Origin of the sequence: Pseudomonas sp. CFBP 13711 (assembly GCF_014842265.1) — a bacterium.
Classification (GTDB): Bacteria; Pseudomonadota; Gammaproteobacteria; order Pseudomonadales; family Pseudomonadaceae; genus Aquipseudomonas.
This window is the reverse complement of the sequence record NZ_JACYVI010000009.1, coordinates 24,367-48,048: the sequence shown is the minus strand read 5'-3', so window position 1 is coordinate 48,048 and position 23,682 is coordinate 24,367. Positions and strand designations below refer to the sequence as shown.

Annotated in this window: 15 protein-coding genes; 5 read left to right on the top strand and 10 right to left on the bottom strand. The window is 60.6% G+C overall.

The window, feature by feature from the left end; translation table 11 throughout:
- Positions 1–326: 326 nt before the first annotated feature.
- Genes IFT47_RS17425 through IFT47_RS17415 form a run of 3 tightly spaced genes read left to right on the top strand, consistent with a single transcriptional unit; the run spans position 327 to position 5,242 of the window.
- On the top strand, positions 327–1,676 hold the full coding sequence (locus tag IFT47_RS17425) for a TolC family outer membrane protein (RefSeq protein WP_192174598.1): 1,350 nt from the start codon (positions 327–329) through the stop codon (positions 1,674–1,676).
- Positions 1,677–1,725: 49 nt separating this feature from the next.
- Positions 1,726–3,879 carry a type I secretion system permease/ATPase gene (locus IFT47_RS17420; RefSeq protein WP_192174599.1) on the top strand — a complete coding sequence of 718 codons (2,154 nt, stop codon included), beginning with the start codon at positions 1,726–1,728 and terminating at the stop codon, positions 3,877–3,879.
- Positions 3,869–5,242, top strand: coding sequence for an HlyD family type I secretion periplasmic adaptor subunit (locus IFT47_RS17415; RefSeq protein ID WP_192174600.1), 1,374 nt, complete (start codon positions 3,869–3,871; stop codon positions 5,240–5,242). Before IFT47_RS17420 ends, IFT47_RS17415 begins: the two co-directional genes overlap by 11 nt.
- A 144-nt stretch (positions 5,243–5,386) precedes the next feature.
- Here IFT47_RS17415 and IFT47_RS17410 read toward each other — a convergent pair whose 3' ends face one another.
- From IFT47_RS17410 to IFT47_RS17400, 3 genes are all read right to left on the bottom strand, one after another.
- Positions 5,387–5,677 (bottom strand): DUF2845 domain-containing protein, encoded by a 291-nt coding sequence (locus IFT47_RS17410; protein WP_244656056.1) that lies wholly within the window; start codon positions 5,675–5,677, stop codon positions 5,387–5,389.
- 26 nt (positions 5,678–5,703) lie between these two features.
- A complete protein-coding gene (locus IFT47_RS17405) occupies positions 5,704–8,664 on the bottom strand; it encodes a DUF748 domain-containing protein (RefSeq protein WP_192174602.1) in 2,961 nt (986 codons plus the stop codon).
- Between the two features lie 111 nt (positions 8,665–8,775).
- Complete coding sequence (locus tag IFT47_RS17400; protein WP_192174603.1) at positions 8,776–9,792, bottom strand: class I SAM-dependent rRNA methyltransferase; 1,017 nt, start codon at positions 9,790–9,792, stop codon at positions 8,776–8,778.
- A gap of 754 nt (positions 9,793–10,546) precedes the next feature.
- Here IFT47_RS17400 and mgtA point away from each other — a divergent pair.
- Positions 10,547–13,282, top strand: a complete 2,736-nt coding sequence (gene mgtA / locus IFT47_RS17395; protein WP_192174604.1) for a magnesium-translocating P-type ATPase — start codon at positions 10,547–10,549, stop codon at positions 13,280–13,282.
- Positions 13,283–13,585: 303 nt separating this feature from the next.
- On the opposite strand, the gene IFT47_RS17390 is transcribed toward mgtA, so the two are convergent.
- Positions 13,586–14,767: an acetyl-CoA C-acetyltransferase gene (locus IFT47_RS17390; protein ID WP_192174605.1), complete on the bottom strand. Its 1,182-nt coding sequence runs from the start codon at positions 14,765–14,767 to the stop codon at positions 13,586–13,588.
- Positions 14,768–15,089: 322 nt separating this feature from the next.
- On the opposite strand from IFT47_RS17390, the gene IFT47_RS17385 reads away from it, so the two are divergent.
- Positions 15,090–15,659 carry a hypothetical protein gene (locus IFT47_RS17385; protein ID WP_192174606.1) on the top strand — a complete coding sequence of 190 codons (570 nt, stop codon included), beginning with the start codon at positions 15,090–15,092 and terminating at the stop codon, positions 15,657–15,659.
- A gap of 71 nt (positions 15,660–15,730) precedes the next feature.
- On the opposite strand, the gene pgi is transcribed toward IFT47_RS17385, so the two are convergent.
- From pgi to IFT47_RS17355, 6 genes are all read right to left on the bottom strand, one after another.
- On the bottom strand, positions 15,731–17,395 hold the full coding sequence (gene pgi, locus IFT47_RS17380) for a glucose-6-phosphate isomerase (protein WP_192174607.1): 1,665 nt from the start codon (positions 17,393–17,395) through the stop codon (positions 15,731–15,733).
- Between the two features lie 345 nt (positions 17,396–17,740).
- Entirely contained in the window at positions 17,741–18,592 is an 852-nt protein-coding gene (gene panC / locus IFT47_RS17375) for a pantoate--beta-alanine ligase (protein ID WP_192174608.1), read from the bottom strand.
- Complete coding sequence (panB, locus tag IFT47_RS17370) at positions 18,589–19,389, bottom strand: 3-methyl-2-oxobutanoate hydroxymethyltransferase (RefSeq protein WP_192174609.1); 801 nt, start codon at positions 19,387–19,389, stop codon at positions 18,589–18,591. Before panB ends, panC begins: the two co-directional genes overlap by 4 nt.
- A gap of 210 nt (positions 19,390–19,599) precedes the next feature.
- Positions 19,600–20,082, bottom strand: a complete 483-nt coding sequence (folK, locus tag IFT47_RS17365) for a 2-amino-4-hydroxy-6-hydroxymethyldihydropteridine diphosphokinase (protein ID WP_192174610.1) — start codon at positions 20,080–20,082, stop codon at positions 19,600–19,602.
- 6 nt (positions 20,083–20,088) lie between these two features.
- Positions 20,089–21,486 (bottom strand): polynucleotide adenylyltransferase PcnB, encoded by a 1,398-nt coding sequence (locus tag IFT47_RS17360; RefSeq protein ID WP_192174611.1) that lies wholly within the window; start codon positions 21,484–21,486, stop codon positions 20,089–20,091.
- A gap of 756 nt (positions 21,487–22,242) precedes the next feature.
- A complete protein-coding gene (locus IFT47_RS17355; RefSeq protein ID WP_133776134.1) occupies positions 22,243–23,682 on the bottom strand; it encodes a sigma-54-dependent transcriptional regulator in 1,440 nt (479 codons plus the stop codon).

The following is a 23,682-nucleotide window of genomic DNA, read 5'->3' as shown; positions in this document are numbered from 1 at the left end:
TGGATGACGTAAAGATTCGCATTTGTTTCATTGCCAGATAACAAGTTAGGGAACTTATTAAGTTGCTCGTAATCTGGCGTCAATTTATTAACAGCAGGTCGGCACTGGAATTAACTTTCTGCCAAAGTATTGACCTATTCGGCGACATCCTAAACAATCGCTTCCGTAATGTCACATTGATATTTGATGAGATCGCGGATTTCTGCAGTGTGATCGCAAGCGCCCTTCAGAACACTCTCGAGACGATCACTTCAATGGCCATTTTTACGATGCGGCAGTGCGTATTGCTGCATTTTGAACAAGTACGTTCTCGGGAAATCACCAAAATGCGTAAGCACCTCTTCACTGCTGTACCCCTCATCCTTTGTGCCGGTTTCGTTCAGGCCCAGACGCTACAGTCCGCCATGCAGAAAGCCATGGACGAGCATCCCGAGGTGCAGGCCGGCATCAATGCCCGTATCGCCCAGGACTACGCACTCCGTGCTGCAAAGGGCGGCTACCTGCCGCGTGTCGATGTCACGGCGGGCTACGGCCGGGCCGGTTCCGATACGCCAAGCACCCGTGCCTCGACCGGTCGTCACGATTACCAGACGCTGGACCGTGGCGAGTCGCAAATCCGTCTTCAGCAAATGCTCTTTGATGGCTTCGCAACAAGTAACGAAGTTGCGCGTCAACAAGCCACCGCCAATTCCCGGGCATACTCGCTGTTAAATACAACCGAACGTACCGCGTTGACAGTTGCGCAGGTCTATCTCGATGTTCTTACTCAACGTGAAATGGTTCGGCTGGCCGAAGAAAACCTGAAGAGTCACGAACGTATTTACGACCAAATCAAACTGCGCACTTCCCGCGGTGTAGGTCGTATGGCCGATATGGACCAGGCCGATGCCCGTCTGGCACAGGCCCGTAACAACCTGATCACCGAACAAACCAACCTGGCCGACGCCCAGACCAACTACTTGAGTGCCGTTGGTCTGGAAGCTGACCAGCTGGAAGCGCCGTCGCCGTTCGCCATGATGCCTGCCGATCTGAACGAAGCCCGCCGCCAGATGCTCGAGAACAGCCCGGTGCTGCGCTCGGCGGAAGCCGACATCGTTGCCGCTGAAAAGCAGTACACCTCGGCGCAGTCCAATTACTACCCGCGTTTCGATGCAGAACTGGGCCGCAATGCCGATAACAACATTGGCGGCGACGAAGGCCACAACAATGGCTGGGAAGCCATGGTCCGCATGCGCTTCAACCTGTACGCCGGTGGCAGCAACAAGGCTGACCTGCAATCCAAGTCGTACCTGTCGAGTCAGGCCCTGGATATCCGCAACAACGCGCTGCGTCAGTTGAACGAAGAACTGGGCCTGGCCTGGAACGCCTACAACAACGCCAACGCCCAGGTGCCGATCGCTCAGCAGTACGTCGAGCGGGCCAACAGCGTGCGTACTTCGTACCAGCAGCAATTCAGTCTGGGAGAGCGTACCCTGCTCGACCTTCTCGACAGCGAGAACGAGTTGTTCACCGCGCAACAGCGTCTGGTGCAGCTGAAAAACCTGCAGACGTACACCCAGTACCGCATCAAGGCGGACATGGGCACATTGCTGAAGAGCCAGGGTGTCGTGGCGCCGATGGCATCGGTTGTGCAGAACGATGTGAAACCGACAGTTCAGCTGCCGGGCATGAACTGATTCTTGACGGAGTCAGCTTCTTTTAACCGTTAAGAAAGAGAGTGTCAGCGTGGACTTGGAATTACCTTCGGCTCAATTAGGTCATGATCCACGCAGCCAGCACGACGATCCGCTACTCGACGGGCTGTTGACACTCTGTGCCCTGCATCACAAACCGGCGAGCCGGGCCATGCTGACCACCGGTCTGCCATTGCCCGACCAGCGCCTGAGCCCGGATTTGCTGCCCCGCGCCGCAGCCCGGGCGGGTTTGCAGGGGCGTTTGCTGCAACGCAAACTCAACCAGATTCCCGAGATCGCATTGCCCGCCTTGCTGCTCCTGAAAGACGGGCGCTCTGCCGTTCTGCTCGGTTGGGAGGGCCAATCGGCCCGCCTGCTGATCAGCGAAAGCAACGGCGGCGAAGTGCTGATCGAAACCGAAGCGCTGGGGCAGGATTACAGCGGTCGGGTGTTTTTCGCACAGCCGCAACATAAATTTGACGTGACCCAGGGCTCGCTCATCCCGCGCGCTCGTTCCTGGTTCAAGGACACCCTCAAGCTGTCTCGCTGGCTTTACGTCGACGCGATCGCTGCCAGCTTCGTGATCAACCTGATCGCGCTGGCTACCCCTCTTTTCGTGATGAACGTCTACGACCGAGTCGTGCCCAACCAGGCCACCGCCACACTGTGGGTGCTGGCGACCGGTATCTGTGGCGCGTTTCTGTTTGATCTTTTGCTCAAGGGCCTGCGCAGTCTGTGCCTGGACCTGGCCGGCAAGAAAACCGACCTGATCATTTCCGCCACGCTGTTCGAACGCATCGTCGGCATGGCGATGAAGTTTCGCCCGGCGCGGGTCGGCAGCTACGCCCAGAACATCCATGAGTTCCAGGGCATGCGTGACTTCCTCACGTCGCTGACCCTGACCAGCCTTATCGACCTGCCGTTCACGCTGATCATCCTGTTGGTGATTGCGCTGCTGGGCGGGCATCTGGTGTGGATTCCGATCATCGCCTTCCCGCTGGCGCTGGGCATCGGCCATTTCCTGCAAAAACCGCTGACCTCCACCCTTGAGCGCACCATGGCGCTGGGGGCCGAGCGTCAGTCGAGCCTGATCGAAACCCTCGCCGGCCTCGATGCGGTGAAGGTCAACAACGCCGAAAGCGAGCGTCAATACCAGTGGGAACACACCATCGGTACGCTTAGCCGCCTGGAGTTGCGCGTCAAAGTGCTTTCCGGTCTTGCCATGAACATCACCCTGCTGATCCAGCAACTGGCGGGCGTGGCGATGATCTGTTTCGGCGTTTACATGATCATGGACGGCGTCCTCAGCATGGGCGGCCTCGTGGCGTGCTACATGCTCAGCGGCCGCGCCCTTGGCCCACTGGCGCAACTCTCCGGTCTGCTGACCCGTTACCAGCAAGCCAAAGTGACCATGGTGTCGGTCGATCAAATGATGGAGCTGCCTCAGGAACGTAACTTCGACGAGCGTCCCCTCAGCCGTCAGGTCCTGCAGGGCGCCATGGAATTCCGCAACCTTGAGTTCACTTACCCGAACCAGCAGAGCCTGGCGCTGCGCAACATCAATCTGGTGATCCGCCCGGGCGAGAAGGTCGGCATCATCGGCCGTAGCGGGTCGGGGAAAAGCTCCCTGGCCAAACTGCTGGTCGGTTTGTATCAGCCGGATGAAGGCTCGCTGCTGGTGGATGGCGTCGACATTCGCCAGATCGACGTCAGCGAAGTGCGCCACAACATCGGCTACGTCGCCCAGGACATACAACTGTTGTCGGGCACGCTGCGCGATAACCTGATTTCCGGCGCGCGTTACGTGGACGACGAGATGGTTTTGCAGGCCGCTGAACTGGCCGGCGTGCATGAATTCGCCAGCCTGCATCCCCAGGGCTACGAGCTGCAAGTGGGTGAGCGCGGGCAGAATCTGTCCGGTGGTCAGCGGCAGAACGTTGCCCTGGCGCGGGCTTTGTTGCTTGATCCACCGATCCTGTTGCTCGACGAACCCACCAGCGCCATGGACAACACCGGCGAAGAACGTTTGAAGCAGCGCCTGCATGGCGTCATCGAGAAAAAGACCGTGATTCTTGTGACACACCGAGCCTCGTTGCTCAGCCTGGTTGATCGCCTGGTGGTCATCGACCGCGGCCAGATCGTGGCCGACGGCCCGAAAGCCGCCGTTATGGAAGCGTTGAAGAAGGGGCAGATCAGTGTTGCTTAAGTCAGGTCAAAACTCCGGTGGTGGCATCTTCGGCTACTTCAAGGGCTCGCCTTCGCTGGAAGGCCAGGCGCTGCCGGAAGTCAAAAAGGCATTGGTCGACGACGCCCCGCGCATCGTGCGGCTGACCATCTGGGCCGTGATTCTGTTCTTCGTCTTCTTGCTGGTCTGGGCCAACTACGCCGTGATCGATGAAGTGACGAAGGGCGAGGGCAAGGCCATTCCGTCGACCAAGATCCAGAAAATCCAGAACCTGGAAGGCGGCATCGTCGCGCAGATCTACGCCCACGACGGCCAGATCGTCGACGCCGGCGCCCCGCTGATTCGCCTCGACGACACGCGCTTTGCCTCCAACGTTGGCGAAACCGAGGCTGATCGTCTGGCCATGCAGCTGCGCGTTGAGCGTCTGAGCGCCGAGGTCGATGACCGTCCGCTGAACATCAGCGCCGAAGCGCGCAAGCTGGTGCCGAATCAGGCAGCCAACGAAGAGTCGCTGTACAAAAGCCGCCGTCAGCAACTGGTGGATGAGATTGGTGGTTTGCAGCAGCAATTGATTCAGCGTCAGCAGGAATTGCGTGAATTCGGCTCCAAGCAGGAGCAATACCGCAGCAGCTTGGCCCTGTTGCGCCAGGAAATCGGCATGTCCGAGCCGTTGGTGTCCCAAGGCGCCGTGTCGCCGGTGGACATCCTGCGGCTGAAACGCTCCGAGGTGGAAACCCGTGGTCAGCTGGATGGCACCACGCTGGCGATCCCTCGCGCACAGGCGGCGATTGCCGAAGTGCAGCGCAAGATCGATGAAACCCGTGGCAAATTTCGCAGCGACGCGCTGACCCAACTGAACGAAGCGCGCACCAATCTTTCGAAAGCGCAGTCGACGGCCAAGGGCCTTGAAGACCGCGTCAACCGCACGATGGTGACATCGCCGGTACGCGGCGTGGTCAAACAGATGCTGGTCAACACCGTCGGCGGGGTTATTCAGCCGGGCAGCGACATTGCCGAAGTGGTGCCGCTGGATGACACGTTGTTGGTAGAAGCGCGCATTCGCCCGCAAGACATCGCCTTCCTGCACCCGGGGCAGGAAGCGATGATCAAGTTCACGGCCTATGACTACACGATCTACGGCGGGCTGAAAGGCAAGCTGGAGCAGATCGGCGCCGACACCATTCAGGACGAAGAGAAGAAGAACACCTTCTACGTGATCAAACTGCGCACCGACCGCAGCCACCTCGGCACCGATGAGCACCCGCTGCTGATCATCCCGGGCATGGTCGCCTCGGTGGACATCATCACCGGCAAGAAAACCATCCTGAGCTACCTGCTCAAACCCGTGCTGAAAGCCCGCGCCGAGGCATTGCACGAGCGTTGATGGCTGATGGTTGATGGCCGGTAGACTGGCCTCTTCCTTTGTAGGACCGGCTTCAGCCGGGAAAGCGTCGGGTATTACACCAAAAATGCATGGTGTTCACCCGGGCCTCTTCCCGGCTAAAGCCGGTCCCACAAGGAGGCGCCATCACCTCCCGCGTTTGCTATCAATCCTCACCAACTGCCCGCCTTCGAATCTCAGGTACTGGTACATCCCGTTGCTCGGGCCGTAGATCCATTCCTGAACCTGCACCTGATCCACCTGGCGGTAGTGATTGACGGTTTCCTTGTAGCCAATGATGTCCTGGCTGACCGGTTGACCGCATTTCTGCTGCACTTCAAACATCCGGTCGCCCACGCTGATCAACTGGCTCCCGCAGCGCAAGGTATCCGCCTGGGCAACGCCAGCCAGCGCTGTCACACCGAGAACCAACGCCATCCTCGTTATCGCATTTCTCAAAATCATTACTCGCTGTCGAGGTGCAGGGGGCTGATGACGCGGCCGTCCTTTTCCGGTTTGCCGAGGGTGGTGTCGATGAAATACACCCGCTCGTCTGCCAGTTGGCCCTTGTCCACCAAGTAGTCCTTGATGCTTCCGGCCCGCGCCTGACCGAGCTGACGCAGCAGCAGCGCGCTCGAACTCCAGGATTTGAGCACCGCCTCGCGCAGCTTGTTCTGACGCTCTTCCTTGCCCAGATTCACCCACTCGGCCGGCGGCTGCTGTTTCAGGCGCGTGCGATAAATCCCCTCGAGCATCGGCGCCTTCTCGTCAGCAGGCACGGTCAGATCGCTCGGCTGCGCAGGCACCTTGTCGCCGCGGCGCTGGAGAATCTTGTAGTACGTGCTCTGGTATTCGCGCTCCAGGCGCTGCTGGGCAATCAGTGGCCCGTCGCTCGCTTCAGCGCTGGTGCCTTCAATCTCCAGGCGCAACGCCGGACGCGCTTTCAATCCCGCCGCCAGCTTGTCCAGCGACGCCATGGCTTCAGGGCTCAACTCATCAACCCCTGGCGCGAAGGCCACCGTGCCCAAATCTTCCGATCCGCCACCGCCGCTGATCAACCCGCCGATGAATTTGAACGGCGCCGCCGCTGCCTTCACCACCAGATTGCGCAGGGTCTGCCAGACAATCGGCATCACGCTGAACTGCGGATTGTTGAGATCGCCCGTCACGGGCAGCTCGATGGAAATCTTGCCATCGGTGTCCTTGAGCAGGGCGATCGCCAGTTTCAGCGGCAGATTCACCGCGTCCGGACTGTCGACCTTCTCGCCCAATTGCAGCTGCTCGACCACCACCTTGTTCTCGGCTTTCAGCTGGCCTTTGGTGATCAGGTAATGCAGGTCCAGATTCAACCGCCCCTTGCGAATGCGATACCCGGCGAACTTGCCGGAGTAGGGCGTCAACGTGGTCAGTTCCACGCGCTTGAAGCTGGTCGCGATGTCCAGACTCGCCATCGGGTTGAACGGGTTCAGCGCGCCCTTGATGGTCACCGGCGCATAGCGATCCACCTTGCCGTTGATGTTCACCGTCGCCGGTTTGTCCTGGCGGTTATCCAGCGTGCCGATTTTGCCGTTGAGTTGCTGAACAGCCGTAGCGAAGTTTGGCGTGAGGCTGAAGTCGGCAAAATTGGCCGACCCGTTGGTGATGTTGACCTCGCCAATGCGAATGCCCATCGGCTTTTCGCTGCTGGCGGCAGCCTTGGCTCTCGGCGTGGCAGGGGGTTGATCAGCAGGCTGAGGAATCAGCAGGTCGTCGATATTGGTCGAGCGATCGTCGGCAATCATGAATCGGGCATAGGGTTGATCAATGTTGATCGTGGCGATGGTCAGGCTGTCGCCGAGCTGGAAATTCAGGCCGTCGACATTCAGCCGTTGCCACTTCACGAAATCCCGCGACTTGAGGGTGTCGAGGGTGTGCAACTGGTCGACCTGCGCCTTGCCGGTAATGCCCAGCGCCAAGGGCTCGGTGCTTTTCAGGTCGACCGCCAGATCGCTGTTGAGCATGCCGCTCCGGACTTCCAGACGAATGAACGGCGTGACGTAGGACTGCGCGACACGCAGGTCGATGTCGCGGGTGGTGACGTTGAGATTGGCGCGAACCGGCGCCAGATTCACCTCGCCGTCGGCGGTCAGCTTGCCTTGCTTGCCCACGCCGGTGTCGAGCTTGAGTTTGAAGGGCGACTTGTTGAGGCTGTCGAAGCCGGTCAGGTCGAGGTTCAGCGGACCGACATCAATCGCAACAGGCTCTTTAGGCACCTTGTCGGTGAGGTGAATGCGGTAGTCGCGCAGCTGCGTATCGCGCAGCAACACCTGCCACGGCTTGCTCGGCGCCGCTGGTTTTGCGCTGGCGGTGGTTTCAGCGCTGCTCGCGGTGGCGGGCTGCTGTTTTTCAGCCTCAACCTTTTTCGCCTGCGCCTTAGAAGGCTGGCTGGCGAACAGCTTCTGCCAGTCCAGCTCACCGTCTGACTCACGCGTCGCCCAGGTTTCCAGGCCTTCGCTGCGAATCTTGCCGACGGTCACCAACTGCTTGGCCAGATCGATCGACGTCTCGCTCACGCTCAGTTTTTTCAGGCGAGCCAGCGGTCTGCCGTCCGGGGCATCGATGGCGAAGGGCGCGACGCTCAAGGACGTGTTGTCCAGCAGCAGCTCGGTCTCCTTGGCCAGGCTGAGTGTGTAGTGGGTGTTGAAATTGAGTACCCCGTCTTTGAGCACCAGCGGCAGGGCATCGCGTACGTAGGGCCACCAGACTTTCATCTTGCCGTCGGTGACTTTGAGCGTGCCTTCCGACGCGATCGGCACCAGGCTGATGCGCCCGACCCAGTCGATCTGACCGCCTTCAGGCCCGGCGGCGACCAGGGTCATGTCGGCGTTGTCTTCCGGCAGCGTGCTAAGGTTTTTCAGCTCGAAATTCAGCGCGTCGTAGAGAAACTCGATGGGCTCGCTGGGGCGCATGTCCTGGAAATGCACGTAACCGTCGGCCAGCTTGATCTCGCCGATACGCAGCGGAAATGGCTTGCCTGGAGGTTCGTCTGGTGTTGCGGGTTCGCTGGCGGGCAGCTTGAACAGGCCGGCCAGGTTGAGCGTTCCGTCCTTGGCGAACAGCAGCTCGGTCTTGGGTTTGTCGAGTTCGACGGCCTTGAGGTGCAGGGCCTTGGTCCACAGGCTGTCGATTTGCAGGTTGGCGTAAAGCCGTGCGAAACCGATTTGCTCCTTGCCCGGTGCCCCGATGTTCAGGCCCCAGAGGGTGACTTCCAGGCTGTAGGGGTTGAGTTCGAGGCGGTCCAGCCTGGCCGGCACCGTGCTGTAATTGGCCAGCTGTTGATTGATGATTCGCAATGCAACGCCTGGCAGGATCAGAAACCCCAGCACGCTGTAAATGGCGAAGACGGCCAGCAGGGCGCCGATGGCGCGTTTCAATCCTTTGGGCATGTAGGTCGCCGACTCTCTCGATGGGAGGTCCTTGGAGTATGGCACGCCAATCTGGTTCCGAATCCAGTCGCTTCAATCCGTGTGGGAAATTTCCTCAGGCTCGTTTGAGCATCACAGCTGCAAGATCAATGTCTTGAGCGGGGGCTGTTGATCCTGTGACGGAAAGTCGGCGCCCGGGGTCAGCACCTGGCAGTCGCGCACGGGTCGGCCAATCTTGCTCGCGCAACGCAGCACTTGCTCGCGCCAATCGTCCAGGCTGACCTTCGCCAGGTTGTTGCAGCAGATCAGCACGCCATCTTCAGCGGTGGTCAGCAGAGCGGGTTTCAGCAGGCTTTGATAATCGCGCAGCAGGTCAACCGTGCCGAAGGCGCTCTTGGCCCAGGCCGGCGGATCCAGCAAGACCAGATCATACTGGCGTTGCTCAAGCCGGACGTAGCTCGGCAGTTTGTGGCCGCGACGGGAAGCGATGGGCAGCCCGGCCAGTTGGCGAATGGCCGGGAAGTAATCGGACTGGACGAACTGCATGGCCGGCAGTTGCGGATTGAGCAGGCCGTTCTCGCGCCCGACGGCCAGGTTGCCTTCGGCGAAATCCAGGTTGCACACCTCGCGCGCCCCACCCGCCGCTGCGCTCAGGCCGACGCCGCAGGTGTAGGCGAACAGATTGAGCACGCTCTTGCCGGCGGCATGTTGCTTGACCCAGCCGCGGGCGTTGCGCAGGTCGAGAAACAGCAATGGGTCCTGCCCGGCATGACGACCGCGCACCCGGTAATTCAGGCCCCACTCGTGGCCGACCAGATCGGCCAGCGCAGCGTCGTCGGCTTTATAGATCGGGTCAGTCCGGTCAACCCGGGAATTGCCCTGGGAGCGGTCGTTGTAGACCAGCAGCAGGTCCAGGCCCAGCCGCCCATTGACGGTGGCATGCAGCGCCAGCAGCGAATCGAGATCCAGGCTGTTGTGGAAACTCTGCACCAGCAGTTGCGGGCCGTAGCGGTCGACCGTCAGCCCGCTCGCGCCTTCCTGGCTGCCGTGGAACAGGCGATAACAGTCGGTGCCTTGGGCGTGCAGTTCCGCCAGCAGGGTTTGACGATTATCGAGGGCGACGCTGAGCGCCTGATTCAACGAAGACATGCTCGGCCTTGGGGCAGGAATGAGGCGCGGCAGTTTAGCAGTTCGATTTCATACGGTCTGCCGTGGCCGAACTTGACAGCACTGCAGACACAAATTGTGGGAGCGAGCTTGCTCGCGAAAAGGCCGGGACATCCGCCACCTCTTTAGCGCCTGAAATGCCGTCTTCGTGAGCAAGCTCACTCCCACAGGGGCTGTGTTTCCTATGCGACAGCGCGGCGGCTGGATGACGGTGGATTTCCCACCCAAGGCCGCGATCCATTTCCCCCGTTTAACCCTGCATCGACGCCTTCCTGAACCTCCCCTGAAGACATCCGCATTAACCCCCACACCCTTCGTGCTGGCGATTTACTCTCATAAAACCCGGGCGTATGCTTCGCCCGTTTTCAACCAATGCGGAGACCCACAGTGGGTACTTGTTCGAGTGACAGACGTCAGCCGGTGATGACGACCGGCCAATCCTCGGCACGATAACGCGCAGTCTTTTCACTGCCGCTATCTCGCCGACAACGTGAGATGCGGCAGTGCCAGCGGTCTCTGATCAGAGCCCGCTTTCCTGTCCTTTCCCTGACGCCCAATCCTGCGTGATGACCGACGCGTCTGTCGTTCGTCTGCGCATCGGACGCGCGCGGCTTTTGCTGCGCGGGCCAGCCTGCGGCGCCTGCTCATGAACGAGCGCGGCGCCTGAGGTCGGCCGTACCCGCTCAAGGTTCCTGTGCTTTCAGCTCCAGCAGCCTTCAGTCCAGGGGACATAACCATGAAGTACACCCTCCTGAAAGAATTCCTCGCAGACTTCGTCCGCACCCGCAAACTCGGCCGGCACTTTCGTCGGCTGGCGACGCTCGACAGCGTGACCGACGCCACCGTCAGCCGCGAAGTGCCGCCCACCCTGGCGCAAACCCTGACCCGGGGCGCCAGCAGCGATGTGCCTGAATTGCTCGCACGCCTGAGCAGCCACGCCGACGGTCTCACCGAAACCGACGCGCAAAGCCTGCGCGAGCAACACGGTTTCAACGAAGTCGAGCACGAACAGCCCCTGCCATGGTGGGTGCACCTGTGGCACTGCTACAAAAACCCGTTCAACCTGCTGCTGACCCTGCTGGCGTTCATCTCGTGGCTGACCGAAGACATGAAAGCCGCCACGGTGATTTTCTCCATGGTCGTGCTCTCCACACTGCTGCGTTTCTGGCAGGAGGCGCGCTCCAATCAGGCCGCCGACGCGCTGAAAGCGATGGTCAGCAACACCGCGACTGTCATGCGCCGCGCCGACAGCACGTTCGACGCTGCCGATAACGCAACGCAAAAACGAATCGAACTGCCGATCAAGCAACTGGTACCGGGCGACCTCATCGTGCTGTCTGCCGGCGACATGATCCCTGCGGACTGCCGCGTGCTGAGCGCCAAGGACCTGTTCGTCAGCCAGGCCGCGATGACCGGCGAATCCATGCCGGTGGAGAAATTCGCGCGGCGTCAGGACGTCGACACGGGTAACCCGCTGGACCTGGAAAACATTCTGTTCATGGGCACCAACGTGGTGTCCGGCGCGGCGACCGGCGTCATTCTGGCCACCGGCAACAACACCTATTTCGGCGCACTGGCGCAGCGGGTCAGCGCCACCGATCGTGCGCCGACCTCGTTTCAGGCCGGGGTCAATAAAGTCAGCTGGCTGCTGATCCGCTTCATGTTCGTGATGGCGCCGCTGGTGCTGTTCATCAACGGCTTCACCAAGGGCGACTGGATGGAAGCGCTGCTGTTCGCGCTGTCCATCGCGGTCGGCCTGACCCCGGAAATGCTGCCGATGATCGTCACCTCGACGCTGGCCAAGGGCGCGGTGTTCCTGTCGCGCAAGAAAGTCATCGTCAAGCGCCTCGACGCCATCCAGAACTTCGGCGCCATGGACGTGCTGTGCACCGACAAGACCGGCACGCTGACCCAGGACAAGATTTTTCTGGCACGGCATGTCGACGTCTGGGGCGATGAGTCCGACGACGTTCTGGAAATGGCCTACCTCAACAGCTACTACCAGACCGGGCTGAAAAACCTGCTGGACGTCGCGGTGCTGGAGCACGTCGAGATTCACCGCGAGCTGCAAGTCGGCACTGCGTTCAGCAAAGTCGATGAGGTCCCGTTCGACTTCAATCGCCGGCGCATGTCGGTGGTGGTGCAACAGCAGCGCGAACCGCATCTGTTGATCTGCAAAGGCGCGCTGGAAGAAGTGCTGAGCGTGTGCAACCGCGTGCGCCACGGCGATGCCGAAGAAGCGCTCACGCCTGACCTGCTCGAGCGTATTCTGAGCGTCACCGCAGCGTTCAACGAAGAAGGCCTGCGCGTGGTGGCTGTGGCCGCGCGTCCTATGGAGGCGGGCCGCGACACCTACGGCCTGGCTGACGAAAGCGACCTGACCCTGATCGGCTATGTCGCGTTTCTCGATCCACCGAAGGAAAGCACGGCGCCGGCGCTTAAAGCGCTGGCCGAGCATGGCGTGGCGGTGAAAGTGCTGACCGGCGACAACGAGCGCGTCACCGCGAAGATCTGCCGCGAAGTCGGTCTGGAGCGTCAGGGCCTGCTGCTGGGTGGTGATATCGAGCGCATGAGCGACGCTGAGCTGGCGGTCGCGGTCGAAACGACCAATGTGTTCGCCAAGCTGACGCCTTCCCACAAGGAGCGCATCGTTCGGCTGCTCAAGGCCAACGGGCACGTGGTGGGTTTCATGGGTGACGGCATTAACGACGCGCCTGCGCTGCGCACGGCCGACATTGGCATTTCCGTGGACACCGCGGTGGACATCGCCAAGGAAGCGGCCGACATCATTCTGCTGGAGAAGAGCCTGATGGTGCTGGAGGAGGGGGTGCTGGAAGGGCGCCGGACCTTCGCCAACATGCTCAAGTACATCAAAATGACGGCCAGTTCCAACTTCGGCAACGTGTTCTCGGTGCTGGTCGCCAGTGCATTCATCCCGTTTCTGCCGATGCTGCCGATGCACCTGCTGGTGCAGAACCTGCTGTACGACATTTCCCAGATTGCCATTCCGTTCGATAACGTCGATGAGGAACTGCTGAAAAAACCTCAGCGCTGGCAGCCTGCGGATGTAGGACGCTTCATGCTGTTTTTCGGACCGATCAGTTCGATCTTCGACATCACCACGTTTGCGGTGATGTGGTACGTGTTCGGCGCCAACACGCCAGAGCATCAGACGCTGTTTCAGTCGGGCTGGTTTGTCGTGGGCCTGCTGACGCAAACGCTGATCGTGCACATGATCCGCACGCCGAAAATCCCGTTCCTGCAAAGCCGCGCAGCGATGCCGTTGATGGTGATGACCGGGGTGATCATGGCCGTGGGCATCTTCCTCCCGATGGGCCCGTTGGCGCACTACTTCAAACTGCAGGCACTGCCCCCGCTGTACTTCGCCATCCTGCCGCTGATCCTGATCGGGTACGTGGCGCTGACCCAGGCGGTGAAGGGGTTCTATGTCCGCAGGTTTGGCTGGCAGTGATTTCCATGTGACGCAGGCCCCATTGACTGACCGCGTGCTTTTAGTGGGACCGGCTTTAGCCGGGAATGCGTCCGGCGTCACACCGCGAAAGTGAGGGTGTTCGAACTGGCCTCTTCCCGGCTGAAGCCGGTCCTACTCTGACCGCGTGTTTTTAGTGGGACCGGCTTTAGCCGGGAATGCGTTCGGCGTAGCACTTGGAAACTGAGGGTGTTCACGCCGGCCTCTTCCCGGCTGAAGCCGGTCCCACTGACTGACCGCGGCGTTTAGTGGGACTGGTCCTACACTTGCGTCTCGGCCAGGCTGTTATGGCCGGGCCAACGCCAGCGCCACGCCTTGTCCGCCACCAATGCACAGCGTCGCCAGGCCTTTCTTCGCGTCGCGCTTGATCATTTCGTGCAGCAGGGTCACCAGCACGCGGCAGCCCGACGCGCCGATCGGGTGGCCGATGGCGATGGCGCCGCCGTTGACGTTGACCTTGTCCATGTCCCAGCCCAGTTCCTTGCCAACCGACAATGACTGGGCGGCGAAGGCTTCGTTGGCTTCGATCAGATCGAGCTCCTCCAGCGACCAACCCGCCTTGTCCAGGCAGCGGCGGGTTGCGCTCACCGGGCCGATGCCCATGATCGCCGGGTCAACACCCGCGTTCGAGTAAGCCGCAATCCGCGCCAGCACCGGCAAGCCCAGTTCTTCCGCTTTGCGGGCGCTCATCAGAATGACCGCCGCCGCACCGTCGTTCAGCGATGACGCATTGCCTGCCGTGACCGAGCCGTCCTTTTTGAACGCCGGCTTGAGCTTGCCCAGTGATTCAGCAGTGGTCCCCGCACGTGGCTGCTCGTCGATGCTGAAAGAGAGCGGATCGCCTTTGCGCTGAGGAATCAGGACCGGGGTGATTTCAGCCACGAAGCGCCCAGCCTCGATGGCCGCCGCGGCTTTCTGTTGCGACGCAGCAGCAAACGCATCCTGCGCCTCACGGCTGATATCGTACTTCTCGGCCAGGTTCTCGGCAGTGATGCCCATGTGGTAATCGTTGAAAGCGTCCCACAGACCGTCGCTGATCATCGTGTCGACCATCGTCGCGTGGCCCATGCGCAGACCGGTCCGCGCGCCCGGCATCACATAGTTCGACAGGCTCATGTTTTCCTGTCCGCCAGCGATGATCACCTCCGCGTCACCGCAACGAATCGCCTGGGCCCCCAGATGCAGCGCCTTGAGGCCCGAGCCACAGACCTTGTTCAGCGTCATGGCGGGCACTGTGAACGGCAAGCCCGCCTTGATCGCAGCCTGACGTGCAGGATTCTGCCCGGCACCCGCCGTCAGCACCTGGCCCATGATCACCTCATCGACTTGCGCACCGTCCAGACCGGTCTGCGCCAGCAGTTGACGGATAACGGTAGCGCCGAGATCCACTGCAGGAATATGCGCCAGCGAACCCTGGAAACTGCCCACCGCAGTGCGGGTGGCGGCAACGATTACGACGTCTTGCATGGGGCTAATCCTCTGTGGTGTGCGACGCGGCGCCGGCCCGGGCTTGAAAAGGTGAAGAAAACAGCGCGGGCAGCCGGATCAAGGGGAGCATGGTTGCATGAATGACGATGATAATTTAAGCCCTTTGTCGCCCGGATGCTGCTGCGATGGCGATCAAACGCCCCCCATCCCTGGACCGGTCTGCGGATGGCTCCTACGGAAACATATGACAGGAAGTGTCTCAGGTTCCCACGCAAACCCGGGAAGCGGCTGATTTTTGTCGAGTGTGAAGGCAGGGACAATCGCCGGCCATTTCAGCGTCCATTTCCCAGGAGCCCCCCTTTTGCCAAACGACAATCATGGCGATCAAAGCGGCGACCACAGCCTGAACGTCGGCGTCGGCGACTTTCGTGGCGCCAACGTGAACATCAGTCACAACGAGCGCCCCACCTTCACACCCGAGCAATTGCACATTGAGCGCCATCCGGCGTTTGGCGGGCGCAGCCTCGACAGCCGCAACGTCTCTGTCTTTGGGTATATCACGGGAATCGCCAGCCTGATCGGGCTGTACTTCACCCTGTTCCAGCCGCCATTGGGCGGGCAGAGCTCGTGGTCAACATTGTTCATGTTCTCATTCATCGTTGCGGTCATGGCCGTCGGGATGTCGGCCGTGCTTCGGCGGCATAAATTCGAGCATTTCTTAGGCTCCCGGCACTATCTGGAGATCAGCAAGACCGGGCGTCTGAGGGTGAATCGTCTGACTGCGCAATGCCCCTGGTGCGGGTCGTTGATGCACTTGCGGCGCGTCGGCCCGAAGGAAGGGCCGCGTGACGATCAGTTCCTCTGCGTGCGCAATCCGACGCAGCACACCGTTCAACTCGACCCGACGGTGCTCCCCGACATAGAAGACTGAGAAGCCTAAATGCACGAAACCCGCTGCCTCTTGCGAGAGAGCGGGTTTCGAGGGTGTTACAGGACGGCAGATCAGCCGCGGTGACGACCGCGGAAGTAGTTGATCAGGCCCTGGGTCGAAGCGTCTTCAGCGACAGTTTCGTCGGTGCCGACAAGGCGGCTGTAAACGCCTTTGCCCAGCTCCTTGCCCAGTTCAACGCCCCATTGGTCGAAGGCATTCGTGCCCCACACCACGCTTTGCACGAACACTTTATGCTCGTACATCGCGACCAGCGCGCCAAGGCGGCGAGGGCTGATGCGCTCGACGACAATGGTGTTGCTCGGACGGTTGCCCGGAATGACCTTGTGCGGCGCAACACGCTGCACTTCGTCTTCCGGTACGCCCTTGGCCCGCAGTTCTGCTTCGGCTTCGGGGCGGGTTTTACCCTGCATCAAAGCCTGGCTCTGGGACAGGCAGTTGGCGTACAGCCATTGGTGGTGGTCCGACACCGGGTTGAAGCTGACGATCGGCACGATGAAGTCGGCCGGAATCATTTGCGTGCCCTGGTGCAGCAACTGGTGGTATGCATGCTGGCCGTTCGCACCAACGCCGCCCCAGATGACCGGGCCCGTGTCAGTTTTGACCGGCACGCCGTCCTGGCGAACGCTCTTGCCGTTGGATTCCATGTCCAGCTGTTGCAGGTGCTTTGTGATGTTGCGCAGGTAATGGTCGTACGGCAGGATCGCGTGACTTTGCGCGCCCCAGAAATTGCCATACCAGATACCCAGCAAGCCCAGCAGCACCGGCATGTTCTCTTCGAACTCGGCGTTCTGGAAATGCTGATCCATGGTGTAGGCGCCGGACAACAGCTCCTTGAAGTTGGACATGCCGATCGCCAGCGCAATAGGCAGGCCAATGGCCGACCACAGCGAGTAACGGCCGCCGACCCAGTCCCACATCGGGAAGATGTTTTCTTCACGAATCCCAAACGCAACCGCCGCGGCGTTGTTGCTCGACACCGCGATGAAGTGACGATACAGCTCGGCTTCGGACCCACCTTGGGCGAGGTACCAGGCGCGGGCGGCGGTGGCGTTCTTCAGGGTTTCGAGGGTGGTGAAGGTCTTGGACGACACGATGAACAACGTGGTCTCGGCGCGCAGCTTCTGAGTCAGCTCGTGCAGCTCGGTGCCGTCGATGTTTGCCAGATAATGGCAGCGAACGCCTTTCTGCGCGTAGGACAGCAGCGCTTCGGACACCAGCTCAGGGCCCAGGAACGAGCCGCCGATGCCGATATTGACCACGTCGGTGATCGGCTTTTCGGTGTAGCCGCGCCACAGGCCGTCGTGGATGCGCCCGACCAGATCAGTGATCTGGTTCAGCACCTTGTGCACTTCCGGCATCACGTTGACGCCGTTGACCAGCAGCTTGTCGCCCACCGGACGACGCAGGGCGGTGTGCAGCGCAGGGCGACCTTCCGAAGCGTTGACCAGCTCGCCGTCGTACTGCGCCTTGATGGCGTCTTTCAGGCCAACTTCATTGGCCAGATTGACCAGCAACTGACGGGTCTCGGCGGTGATCAGGTTCTTCGAGTAGTCGAGAAACAGACCGGCACTGCTGAGCGTGAATTCGTCGAAACGCTTGGGGTCTGCGTTGAATGCTTCGCGCATGCTGAAATTTTGCATCGCTTGGCGGTGATCTTTGAGCGCCTGCCAGGCGGGCAGGGTAGTGACGTCATGAGGAGTGCGGTAGTACGCCATCGCTGCGGGTTTCCTTGTACTTGAACTGCCTTTTGGACACTGAAAAGCAGGATTGGACATGAATTCGTGGACGCATCAGAGACTAGTCCCCGGCAACGCCGATGTCTGCGCCTTGCTTTACCTTTGCTCGGTACTTTTTCTCACGGAGTAGAAATGCTGGTCTGACACGAACTGTATCGGTATGGCATTGCGGGTGTGGCTAAGTTCATCGCCAAGGCCCTGCAAAGGCCGAGGCCTGCGCTTCACACTCGGTTTCGCGCAGTGAGCATAGGCGTAGATGGTCATCCGATCACGTGACTTTTGCTTTACACGTGACCGGATGCGTTCTTCAGCCGGGCGGGCAGGTTATTCCCTGACCAGATGCAGGTTGTCGATCAGGCGCGTCTTGCCCATGAACGCCGCGCCCAGCACCACCAGATCATGATCATCCGGGGTCGCAGGACGCAGGCTGACTGCGTTGCGAATCTCCAGGTAATCAGGACGGAAGCCCGCGGCTTCCAGGGCTTTGACGCCATCGCCGATCAACTGCTGATGATCCTGTTCGCCATTCTGCAATGCCGTGCCGATCTGTTTGATCACGCGGTACAACGCAGGCGCTGCAGCGCGCTGGTCTTCAGTCAGGTAGCCATTGCGCGACGACAGGGCCAGGCCATCGGCGGCACGCACGGTGGGTTCGCCGATGATTTGAATGGGCATGTTCAGGTCACGCACCAGCGCATTGACGACGGCCAGTTGCTGGAAATCCTTCTGACCGAAAATCGCGATGTCCGGCTGCACCATGTTGAACAGCTTGCTGACCACCGTCGAAACGCCGTCGAAGTGACCGGGACGGCTGCCGCCACACAGTCCTTCGGACACCACCGGCACACGCACGATGGTCTGATCACCCATGCCATGGGGGTACATTTCTTCGACCGTCGGCGTGAACAGCAGGTGGCAACCGGCCTGAAGCAATTGCTCCTGATCGGCGGCGAGAGTGCGCGGGTACGACGCAAGGTCTTCGGTGGGACCAAATTGAAGCGGGTTGACGAAGATGCTGGCGATCACGAAATCAGCCCGTTGAACGGCTTTAGTGACCAGGGCGATATGGCCGCTGTGCAGGTTGCCCATGGTGGGCACCAGGGCGATGCGCTTGCCTTCGCTGCGTGCGCGGGCAACGACGGCGCGCAACTCGCGAACGGTTTTAACTGTGTTCATGCCGAGAATCCGTGTTCTGGAGCGGGGAAGCTGACGTCCTTGACCGCGCTGACATACGCGCCAATCGCTGACTGAATGTCCGGCTGACCGGCCATGAAATTCTTCACGAACTTGGGCACGCGGCCGGTGATCGACAGCCCCAGCATGTCATGAAGCACCAGCACCTGACCGTCTGTGGCGCTGCCGGCGCCAATACCGATCACCGGAATCTTCACGGCGTGGGTGATTTCCTGAGCCAGTTCGCTCGGCACGCATTCCAGCAGAATCATCGCGGCGCCGGCCTGCTCAAGGGTAATCGCGTCGGCCCTCATTTGCCGCGCCTGCGACTCCAGACGACCCTGCACTTTATAGCCGCCCAGCACGTTGACCGCTTGAGGCGTAAGGCCCATGTGCGCACACACCGGAACGCCGCGCTCGGCCAACAGCCGGATCGAGTCGGCAAGCCACGCCGCGCCTTCGATCTTGACCATGTGCGCACCCGCTTGCATCAGCGTGGCGCTGTTGGCAAAGGTCTGCTCGGGGGTGGCGTAGGACATGAACGGCAGATCCACCAGAATCAGCGCGCCCTGGTTGCCGCGTTTGACGCCGGCCACGTGGTACGCCATTTCAGCGGTGGTGACGGGCAGCGTGCTGTCGTGGCCCTGAAGGACCATACCCAGCGAGTCGCCGACCAGCAGCACTTCCACGCCGGCCTGGCTGGCGGTGTGGGCAAAAGTCGCATCGTAGCAGGTCAGCATGGTGATTTTTTCACCTTTTTGCTTCAGAGCCAGCAGGGACGTAACGGTGATATCGGGCATGGAAAGTCCTCATTCAGGCGCTGTGAATACTGCGGCGAGCAACGCGTGATTCATCTTGGGAGGCAGGCACATCGTCGTTTCGCGATGTTTGCAACGGCCTGATCCGCGCCTTGTGGCCGGTCGCCCGGCTTTGGGACGCTTATCTTCGTGAGGAGGGGGCGGGAAGTCAATTCCGGGTGTTACCGGTTTGAACGTACCTGCAGAAAGGCGTCAGCTCGGCAATCGCTCCAGGCCTTCGAACGGGCACTGGGCAAGCAAATCATTCAGCGCGCGGCCATCGGCGAAGGTGATCCCCGGCGCCAGCTCGGCCAGTGGGTACAGCACAAACGCGCGCACCTGCATCTGATAGTGAGGCACCTTCAGGCGCGGCTCATCGATGAGGCGATCGCCGAACAGCAAGATGTCGAGGTCCAGCGTGCGCGGCCCCCAGCGTTCGAGGCGTTCGCGGCCCTGATCGTTTTCGATGCCCTGCAAGGCATCAAGCAGCGTGAGAGGGGGGAGCGACGTGTCGAGCGCCGCGACCGCATTGGTGTAACGCGGCTGACCCGGCAACAGCGAGTCGCTGACATAAAAGGAGGAAACGCCTGACAGACTGCTCTGCGGTAACAGGCCCATAGCCTTGATCGCTTCTCGCAACTGTTCGGCAGGGTCGGCCAGGTTGCTACCCAGGCCGATGTAAACGCGCTCGATCATCGGGTGTTATTCCGCCCCGTCGACGCCGGCGCGTTTGCGCTTGCCGCTGCTGCTGCGACGGCGTTTGCGCGGAGCCTGGCCGGTAGCGTCTGGCTTGCTGCCCAGGTCACGAATCATGTCGCGGCGTTCGGAGTCGTTGGCGTCTTGATAATCCGTCCACCATTCACCCAGCCCGTCGGTTTCTTCGCCGGCCAGTTCACGCAGCAACAGAAAATCGTAGCCGGCACGGAAGCGCGGGTTTTCCAGCAGCAGGTCGGCGCGTTTGCCCGAACGGCGGGGCAGACGTTCCTGCATGTCCCAGATCTCGCGGATCGGCATGGTGAAGCGTTTCGGAATCGCGATCCGCTGGCACTGTTCGGTGATCAGTTCGTGGGCCGCTTCCTGCATGGCCGGGATCGGCGGCATGCCGCGCTCTTGCAGACGCAGCACGCGGGCGGGCAGAGCAGGCCACAGCAATGCGGCAAACAGGAACGCCGGAGTGACCGGTTTGTTCTGCTTGATGCGCAGATCGGTGTTGGCCAGCGCTTCGCTGATCAGCGTGTGGGTATAGGTCGGATTGTATTCGAGCGCTTTGGAGCTGGCCGGAAACAGGGGCTCGAACAATTCGAGATCGACGAGCATCTCGAACGTCGCTTCGGCGTAACCCGAGAGGAACAGCTTCAGGACTTCTTCAAACAGACGCGCCGAAGGGATGTCGCGCAGCATGGGCGCCAGCGGGCGGATAGGCGTGGCGCTGTGCTTCTCGATACCGAAATCCAGCTTGGCGGCGAAACGCACGGCCCGCAGCATGCGCACCGGGTCTTCCTTGTAACGCTGCTGCGGATCACCGATCAGACGAATCAGGCGATTGCGGATGTCGTGCACACCATTGGCGTAATCGAGGACGCGCTCGGTGACCGGATCGTAATACAGGGCGTTGATCGTGAAGTCGCGACGCTGGGCGTCGTCTTCGAGGGTGCCGTAGACGTTGTCACGCAGAATGCGCCCGCTCTCGTTGCGTGAAGACTGGTTACTGTCTTCATCTTCGTCGTCGATCGGGTGATTGGCGCGGAACGTCGCGACTTCAATGATTTCACGGCCGAAATGGATATGAACCAATTTGAAGCGGCGGCCGATGATACGGGCGTTGCGAAACTCGGCGCGGATCTGCTCGGGCGTGGCACTGGTGGCGACGTCGAAATCCTTTGGCGTGATGCCGAGCATCATGTCTCGGACGCAACCGCCGACCAGATAGGCCTGGTAGCCAGCGGTCTGCAGGCGCTCGACGATGTTCACCGCATAGCGGCTGAATTGATTGCGTTGCAACGAATGCTGGCTGCTGCTCAGCACTTCAGGCGTTGTGCGCACATGTTGCTGCGGCTTGCGCAGTGGGGAACGGAATGACTGGAACAGCTTCTTCAGCATGGGGGGCACTGTTTGAAGGAATATTCGGCCAATTTCGAAGAGTGACCGCACGATGGGCGGGGATTCTAGCATTTAGTCGGGGGATGGTGTAGGAGGCAGCGCGATGGGTGCGTGCGGGTACTGAATGCGCTGCGTCGCGCGGGTTGTCGAGCGGGGAGAGTGTTTAGTGCAGATGCTACTGGGGGAGCCGAAGCTCCCCCATAGTGCGTGCTCTTATTTTTATTGTCTGATGGGCTTTTTATTTTTGTTGACCGCCCAATTCACGGCTTTCGCCTGTGAAACCTCCCAATCGGGAGTCAAGAGCAAACGGATTGCTTTGGTCGCTGTGCGGCAGTGATCTATCGATCCAACCAGTTCAGGCTCTACCTAAGGGTAGTTTTTGTTGTTCTCGGCCTGGTTGCGGGACAAGTCCCAAATGCAACGCCTCTCCAAAAGAATCAGTTAGCTGCGCCTCCGCCGTGTTGTTCTTGTTATGCGTGAGTCGATTCGTCTTGTTTTTATTATGTTGGTGTTTCAGGTGACTGATTTTTGTTGTTCTTGTACGAATACCCATAGCAGTACCTGTGCCAACTTTTGCAAAACGAGCTGCAGGCCTTTGAATTCAAGGGTGTGGCAAATTGACGCTATTTTGCGCAGGCGAAAAAAAACCGGGGGTTCGTTACCGTATGCCCCGGTTTTGTTACGCCACCGTTTTTGAGGTAACAGTTTTTTCACATCCCCCGTAACCCGCGTGCCAGAGCCCGCGCAGGGACGGACTCACGTTTCGCTGGCCACTCCGGTCTTGCGCCGGGGGATGCCCAGGCGTTGGCGACGCTCCCACAGGCACTTGCGGCTGACGCCCAGCTTGCGGGCCAGCTCGGTTTCAGTCATGTGGTCCTGATGCTCCAGGACGAAGTGCTGAAAATAGTCCTCCAGCGACAAGTCCTCGGTTGGCTCGCCGGCGGTGGAACTCGACGAGCCAGACGTTTGCGGGGCAAGGCCGATGAACTCGTTGACGTCGAGATCGCTCAGCTCGATATCGATGCCCAACAGCTCCGCGGAAATGTCCGGGCTTTCGCACAGGATCACTGCGCGCTCGACCGCATTCTCCAGCTCCCGCACGTTGCCTGGCCACGAATAGTGCCGAATCGCCTGCTCGGCGTCCGGTGCAAAACGCAGGTCGTTGCGGCCGGCCTTGAGGCTTTGCCGCGCCAGAAACGCATTGGCGATCTCGTTGACGTCCGCACCGCGTTCACGCAATGCGGGCAGCTTCAGCGCGATCACGTGAAGGCGGTAGTACAAGTCCTCGCGGAACTGGCCAACTTTGGCCAGGCTCTTGAGGTCTCGGTGAGTCGCTGCAATCAGGCGCACGTCGACTTTCTGCGACTGCACCGAGCCCACGCGGCGAATTTCGCCTTCCTGCAGGACGCGCAGGAGCCTCGCCTGAGCTTCCAAGGGCAGCTCGCCGATCTCATCGAGGAAGAGAGTGCCGCCGTCCGCCGCTTCGACCAGACCGGCACGCCCGGCGCTGGCACCGGTGAAGGCGCCTTTTTCGTGGCCGAACAGTTCGGATTCGATAAGGGATTCAGGGATCGCCGCACAGTTGACCGAAATCATCGGGGCCTTGGCGCGACGGGAAAGGTTATGCAGCGCGCGGGCCACCAGTTCCTTGCCCGTACCGGACTCTCCCTGAATCAGCACGTTGGAGTCGGTTGGCGCGACTTTGCGGATCTTGCTGTACATGTCCTGCATCGGCGGGCAGGAGCCGATGATGCCGATCTCACCATTGCTGTTGTCCGGACCGGACTTGTCGCCCGTCGCCGTTTTTGCGGTGGCGGCGCGTTCGGCCTGCATGCTTTGCAGCGTCTGGCGATCACGAAGAATGCGTGAGACGGCCTGAAGCATTTCGTCGTGGTCGAAAGGTTTGGCGATGTAATCCACCGCGCCCATTTTCATCGAATCCACGGCCGAGCGCAGGCTGGCGTAACTGGTCATGATCAGCACCGGCTTGCCCTGGCCGAGCTTGATCAGCTCTGTGCCGGGCGCGCCGGGCAGACGTAAATCGCTGACGATCAGGTCAAACGAAGGGATGCTGAAACGTTCCTGAGCTTCCTGCACGGATCCGGCTTCGCTGACCTGGTACTGATTACGTTCCAACAGTCGACGCAGGGCGGAGCGGATGATGGTTTCGTCTTCCACGATCAAAATGTGAGGCAT

Excerpts from the sequence above, each read along its gene's own strand:
- IFT47_RS17425 (WP_192174598.1), top strand. The coding sequence starts at position 327 with ATGCGTAAGCACCTCTTCACTGCTGTACCCCTCATCCTTTGTGCCGGT.
- IFT47_RS17410 (WP_244656056.1), bottom strand. The coding sequence starts at position 5,677 with ATGGCGTTGGTTCTCGGTGTGACAGCGCTGGCTGGCGTTGCCCAGGCG.
- IFT47_RS17405 (WP_192174602.1), bottom strand. The coding sequence starts at position 8,664 with ATGCCCAAAGGATTGAAACGCGCCATCGGCGCCCTGCTGGCCGTCTTC.
- IFT47_RS17400 (WP_192174603.1), bottom strand. The coding sequence starts at position 9,792 with ATGTCTTCGTTGAATCAGGCGCTCAGCGTCGCCCTCGATAATCGTCAA.
- mgtA (WP_192174604.1), top strand. The coding sequence starts at position 10,547 with ATGAAGTACACCCTCCTGAAAGAATTCCTCGCAGACTTCGTCCGCACC.
- IFT47_RS17390 (WP_192174605.1), bottom strand. The coding sequence starts at position 14,767 with ATGCAAGACGTCGTAATCGTTGCCGCCACCCGCACTGCGGTGGGCAGT.
- pgi (WP_192174607.1), bottom strand. The coding sequence starts at position 17,395 with ATGGCGTACTACCGCACTCCTCATGACGTCACTACCCTGCCCGCCTGG.
- panC (WP_192174608.1), bottom strand. The coding sequence starts at position 18,592 with ATGAACACAGTTAAAACCGTTCGCGAGTTGCGCGCCGTCGTTGCCCGC.
- panB (WP_192174609.1), bottom strand. The coding sequence starts at position 19,389 with ATGCCCGATATCACCGTTACGTCCCTGCTGGCTCTGAAGCAAAAAGGT.
- folK (WP_192174610.1), bottom strand. The coding sequence starts at position 20,082 with ATGATCGAGCGCGTTTACATCGGCCTGGGTAGCAACCTGGCCGACCCT.
- IFT47_RS17360 (WP_192174611.1), bottom strand. The coding sequence starts at position 21,486 with ATGCTGAAGAAGCTGTTCCAGTCATTCCGTTCCCCACTGCGCAAGCCG.
- IFT47_RS17355 (WP_133776134.1), bottom strand. The coding sequence starts at position 23,682 with ATGCCTCACATTTTGATCGTGGAAGACGAAACCATCATCCGCTCCGCC.